Raw genomic sequence first — 5,454 nt, 5'->3', positions numbered from 1 at the left:
GGCTCGCCCGACAACATCGCCGGCGAATGCCGGAAGGCGCTCGCGCTCGGCTATGGCGCGATCAAGCTGCACGAGACCACGACGCTTGCGGTGTTTGCCGCGCGCGAGGCGATCGGCCCCAATATTCCGCTGATGGTCGACATGAACTGCCCGCTGTCGGGCGAACAGGCGATCGCATTTGCGAAAGCATGTCGCGACGCGCGGCCGATGTTCCTGGAGGAGCCGGTCTGGCCGCCCGAGGATTTTGCGACGCTGGCCGAAGTGCGTCGCAAGGGCGAGCTCGGCATCGCCGCCGGCGAGAATGCCTGCACCGAATATCAATTCCGGCAGATGATGGATGCGGGCGCGGTTAGCCACGCCCAGCCGTCGGTGATCAAGGTCGGCGGCATCACGGAATTCCTGAAGGTCGCGGCGCTGGCGGATCGGCTCGGCGTCAAGATCGTCCCGCATTCCCCGTATTTCGGTCCGGGACTGTTGGCGACGCTGCACCTGCTCGCGACGCGCGACGACGGGCTGGTCGAGATGTTCTATCTCAAGCGCGAAGCCTGCCTGTGGGGCGGCCGTGCCGATGTCGATGCCACCGGCCATGTCGCAGTGCCCTCGGGGCCCGGGCTCGGCTATGAGCCCGATCGCAGCGTGATGCAGCGCTATTGCGTGGCGTGACCGCCACGCTCATTTCGCCGCATCCTTCGGCGGCGTCGCGTCCTGCTTCTTCTTCAGATCCTCGGCCGTCTTGGCCTGTGCGGCCTGGAGATCACTGATCGTCTTCTGCAGGCCGGCCAGGCTTGTCTTCAGCGCGTCGATCTGGCGACCCGCCGCATCCAGCTTCTGCTGGTGGTCGAGGTTGAGCTTGGTGATCGTCTTCTGCAGGAAGTCGACATTGCTCTGGAGACAGCTGGTGCGGCGCTCCCAGGTCTTCTCCACGGTGCAGATCTCGATGCCCGGCACGTCCTGCGCGCGGACCGGCGCGTTCGCCAGCGTGGCGAGCAGCAACATCACGAAACAAACGCCGGCGCGTCGAAGCGGCATGCGGGGTTCCTCGCCAAATGATCACAGCAATGTGCGCCGATTGCGCGCAGCGGCTGGAGGCTACCACACTCGTACCGCATTCTCGCGTTGAGCTTGGCTTGTTCCCTGGGACGGGGAGCAGTGAACCGCGCGCGAAGGAAGTGGGCGCTCTTTCGCGGCTTTGTTTAGGGGAGATTTTTACAATGGCAACGCGTGATAGACGTCTGGCGGAGTTCGATGGCGCCGGGGAGCCGCCACCCGGCCTGCCTGTCGAAGTGCTGTGCGAGGATCACAGCGGAACGTATCAGCTGCCGTTCGCCTGCCGCTACGTCGGAGGACGCTGGCAGAACCACGAGGCCGGCATCGCGGTCGAGGCGACCGTCATCGGCTGGCGCCTGCCCCGGGTGAAGCAGCCGGGCGTCGCCTGACGGCGGCTCCTGTTCCAAAATGCGACGGGGCCGCGCTCCGCCTTAACCAACGGAACGCGGCCCGAACGAATCACGTCCGAATCAGCGGAGCAGCCGTGTACGCGGTTGTTCACGGCTAGATGTCGAAACCGGCCGCGGGGTCCCTACAATATCTGCGCAGCACATGAGCCCGCCGCGTCCCCCGACCAGCGCCAAAAGTTAACGGCTTGAATGACATGGCTGACAGGAGCGGCGGCAAGCCGCCTCGCTCCCAAAACAGGCAAGGCGACGCCACCCCTGCCTAATATTCGACCTCGAGCTCCTCGATCTCGGCCGGCTCTTCCCTCGCCGCCGCGATCCATTCCTTCATCTCGGGCATGGCCATGATGGTATCGGCATAGGCCTTCAGGCGCGGCTCGAGCTTGACGTCGTAGGTCATGAAGCGCGTCACCACGGGGGCGTACATCGCATCCGCCATGGTGCGCCGTTCGCCGAACAGGAACGGGCCGCCCGACGTCTCCAGGCAGTCGCGCCAGATGGACCAGACGCGGTCGATGTCGGCCTGCGCGCGCGACCAGATCTTGAAGCCGGGGAAGTGTCCCTTGAGATTGACCGGCAGCGAAGCGCGCAGCGTGGTGAAGCCGGAATGGATTTCGCCGCAAATCGAACGGCAATGCGCGCGCTGGATGCGGTCATCGGGCAGCAGCCCGGCTGACGGCATCACCTCGTTGAGATATTCGGCGATCGCCAGCGTATCCCAGACCACGGCGCCCTCGTGCCGCAGGCACGGCACCAGGATCGAGGACGACAGCAGCAGGATCTCCGCGCGCGCCGACGCGTCGTCCGGCGCGGTCACGACTTCCTCGAAATCGAGTCCGGAAAATTTCGTCAGCAGCCAGCCACGCAGCGACCAGGACGAGTAGTTCTTGCTGCTGATGGTCAGTGTCGCTTTCGCCATATGGCCCCTTCCCTCACGCCTGTCACCCGCACCCCGCCCGGCCCCGGACGTGCTCATTCGCTGAGCTTCCCTCAAGTCATCACCCCGCTCCAGGAGCAAGCGATGTGCCAATTTTGCGGGCGGCCCTGCTCCCGTCTGGCTTCGATATTGCATGACGGCAGGGAACAGGGTGGGCGTTTCAGTATGATGTCGATGTACTATCAAGCCTTTCAGAACCATATGGATCTGACGGCGCCGTGGCGGGCGGGAGCCTCGTCCGCGCTGAAATTCCTCAATCTGGTGCCCCAGGGCATGTCGGATCAGGTGGTCGGCCGGCTCTCGGCGGCGCTGGAGCTGATCTCGCGCTCCACCCTCACCTATGACCGCCCGGCCTACAGCATCGACAGCGTGATGGTCGGAAACCGCGAGGTCGGCGTCCGCGAGGAGATCGCCTACGCGACGCCGTTCGGCTCGCTGCTGCATTTCAGGAAAGACGACGGCCCCGAGCAGCCGCGCATGCTGCTGGTGGCGCCGATGTCCGGCCATTTCGCCACGCTCTTGCGCGGCACCGTGAAGACGCTGCTGCAGGACCACGACGTCTACATCACCGACTGGCACAATCCACGCGACATTCCGCGCAGCGAGGGCCGCTTCGGGCTCGACGACTACACCGAGCATCTCATCGACTTCCTGGGACAGCTCGGCCCGCGCCCGCACATGGTGGCGATCTGCCAGCCCTCGGTCTCGGCGCTCGCGGCCGCGGCGATCATGTGCGAGGACAATCATCCCTCGCGCCCGGCGACGCTGACGCTGATGGCAGGTCCCATCGACACCCGGATCCAGCCGACCAAGGTCAACGACTTCGCCAAGAGCAAGCCGATCACCTGGTTCGAGCGCAATTTGATCAACTACGTGCCGATGCAGTGCCGCGGTGCGCTGCGCAAGGTCTATCCCGGCTTCGTGCAGCTCACTGCCTTCGTCTCGATGAATCTCGAGCGTCACATCAAGCAGCATCTCGACCTCGCCAACCACATCGCCAAGGGCGAGAAGGAGAAGGCGGCGACGATCAAAACCTTCTACGACGAATATTTCGCCGTGATGGACCTGCCCGCGGAGTTCTACATCGAGACCGTGCGCGACGTGTTCCAGGAGCACCTGTTGCCGCAGGGCAAGCTGATGCACCGCGGCCGTCCCGTGAACACCAGGGCGGTCAGCCGCATGGGGCTGATGACGGTCGAGGGCGAGAAGGACGACATCTGCTCGATCGGACAGACGCTCGCGGCGCAAGACCTCTGCACCGGCGTGCGCGCCTTTCGCCGCGTCCACCACATGCAGGCCGGCGTCGGCCATTACGGCGTGTTCTCGGGAAAACGCTGGAACAACGAGATCTACCCGCTGCTGCGGGATTTCGTGCACGTGAACTCGTAACCGTCATCCCTGCCGCCGGGACGGCCGGCCAGGAGAAGCGGCACGAGCCTCATGCGCTTGCGTGAGCAACTCTTTCGCTTCCACGAGTTCAGGAAGATCTCGCTCGGCCTCGAATCCGGCGAGCACGGGGGCGAGCAGTTCGGATATCGCACTTGGCCGGCCATTCGTCCTGTACAGGCGGGCAAGTCCAAGAGCGCTGCGCAGCTCGAAGGTCTTCGTCTGCTGGTGTCGCGCGATTGCCAGCGCTTGCTTGAGGTCGTCTTCGGCGCCGGATTCGTCCGACGAACCATGGCGGGACAAAAGCTTGGCGCGGACGCGATGCAGCTCGGCATCGAGCCAATGCTGGCCGGACTGTCCGGTCCGGGCGATCAGTTCGTTCAGGATGTCCAGCCCGGTTTCGACCTGGCCGACCTCTGCATTCGCCACGGCGACATGCATCCCCCAAAACGGTTCGCAGAGGTAGCAATCGTTCTCGTGCAGCAAGGCCCAGCCGTGACGCATGTCCGCAAGTCCCGCCATTCGGTCGCCGGCACGCCATTTGGCGAGACCGTTCAGATAGGTGCCCGCGGCGACGTACAACGGCATCGTGTGGTCGCGCGCGAGACCGAGCGCCAGGATCGTCTCTGTTTGCTGCAACATGCCCCCGCAGACCCCGTCGAACACGGCGCGATGAACCAGCGCGTTGGCCCGGGACAGCGCCCGCTCTTCTCGCGAAGCGCCCACCGCTTCGGCAGCGAGCTTGCGCGCGCGAGCGATGACGCCGAGCGGCCAGAGCACCAGCGCAAGGAATCTCATGATCACGAACGGCAGATCCAGCGCCGACGCCCTGAATGTCGCAGGGTCCGGTTCGGCACCATAGATCGCCAGCGCCTGCTCGAGATGCGTTCGCGCGCTCAAGTAATCGCCGGCGAACCAGCAGGTGACGCCGCCCGTCCAATGAGCGACGACGGCGGCCACCGGCGAGTCCGGCCGTCGATCAGCCGCGCTCCTGATGGCATCCGCCAGCTCCCGCATCGGAGCGAGTTCGCCGTGTGTCAGGCAGGCATTGAAGAGCCCGGAATGGATCGGCGCAAGTTCAACGGGATCATCGATGTCGGCTGCGAACTGGCGCGCACGCGTCCACGCCGCGACCGTTTCGGGAGCGCTGTGCCCGAGGCTCCCCCGCAAGGCACGGCCATATGAGATTTGAAGATGCAGCCGGCTGATCATCCGGCGGGGATCGTCAGGCAACTCGTCGACGGTCGCAATGGCCTTGCCGAGATGCGCGATCGCCTCGGAATAGGCAGAGCGTTTCAGCGCCTGCTGGCCTGCCTTGCGCCACCATTCGAGCGCGACCTCGCCCAGCCCCGCTTCAGTGAAGTGGTGCGCGAGAACCTCCGGCTCGGTCTCGGCGACGACCGGGAATTTCTCGCGCAGGACCTCGCCAATTCGCGTGTGAAGCAGCTGCCGTTTGCTCTTGAGCAGGCTCTCGTAGGCTGCTTCCTGAACAAGGGCATGCTTGAAACTATAGCTTGCTTCGGGCGGAGCCCCGCGGCGAAGCAGCAGTTCGGCTTCTTCAAGTTGTCCCAGCGCAGCGCTCAGCGTCAGATCATCGCGGCCCGCCACGTATTTCAGCAGCGCGTATGAGAAGTCGCGGCCGATGGCGGCGCCTATCTGCGCCACCTCCTTGACCGG

General features: G+C 64.9%; 6 protein-coding genes. 3 read left to right on the top strand and 3 right to left on the bottom strand.

All coding sequences use genetic code 11. From position 1 onward, the window contains the following. Positions 1-663: enolase C-terminal domain-like protein (locus A5906_RS43855; RefSeq protein WP_283807662.1), on the top strand; the 663-nt coding region annotated here is incomplete at its 5' end. Positions 664-672: 9 nt separating this feature from the next. Here the strand turns inward: A5906_RS43855 and A5906_RS05180 are convergent. Then, entirely contained in the window at positions 673-1,029 is a 357-nt protein-coding gene (locus A5906_RS05180; RefSeq protein WP_080134200.1) for a hypothetical protein, read from the bottom strand. Positions 1,030-1,211: 182 nt separating this feature from the next. Here A5906_RS05180 and A5906_RS05175 point away from each other — a divergent pair, with 182 nt between their 5' ends. Then, on the top strand, positions 1,212-1,436 hold the full coding sequence (locus A5906_RS05175) for a hypothetical protein (protein WP_080134199.1): 225 nt from the start codon (positions 1,212-1,214) through the stop codon (positions 1,434-1,436). Between the two features lie 280 nt (positions 1,437-1,716). Here A5906_RS05175 and A5906_RS05170 read toward each other — a convergent pair whose 3' ends face one another. Next, on the bottom strand, positions 1,717-2,373 hold the full coding sequence (locus A5906_RS05170; protein ID WP_080134198.1) for a glutathione S-transferase family protein: 657 nt from the start codon (positions 2,371-2,373) through the stop codon (positions 1,717-1,719). 183 nt (positions 2,374-2,556) lie between these two features. Here A5906_RS05170 and A5906_RS05165 point away from each other — a divergent pair, with 183 nt between their 5' ends. Next, positions 2,557-3,780, top strand: coding sequence for a polyhydroxyalkanoate depolymerase (locus A5906_RS05165; RefSeq protein WP_136614983.1), 1,224 nt, complete (start codon positions 2,557-2,559; stop codon positions 3,778-3,780). A 3-nt stretch (positions 3,781-3,783) separates the two neighbouring features. Here the strand turns inward: A5906_RS05165 and A5906_RS43850 are convergent. Then, positions 3,784-5,454 (bottom strand): ATP-binding protein (locus A5906_RS43850; protein WP_430642348.1); only part of this gene is annotated, 1,671 nt, incomplete at its 5' end.

The sequence above is a fragment of the Bradyrhizobium sacchari genome, assembly GCF_002068095.1.
GTDB classification, from domain to species: Bacteria; Pseudomonadota; Alphaproteobacteria; order Rhizobiales; family Xanthobacteraceae; genus Bradyrhizobium; species Bradyrhizobium sacchari.
The sequence above is the reverse complement of the archived record's forward strand: the minus strand, read 5'-3'. Positions and strand labels throughout refer to the sequence as shown.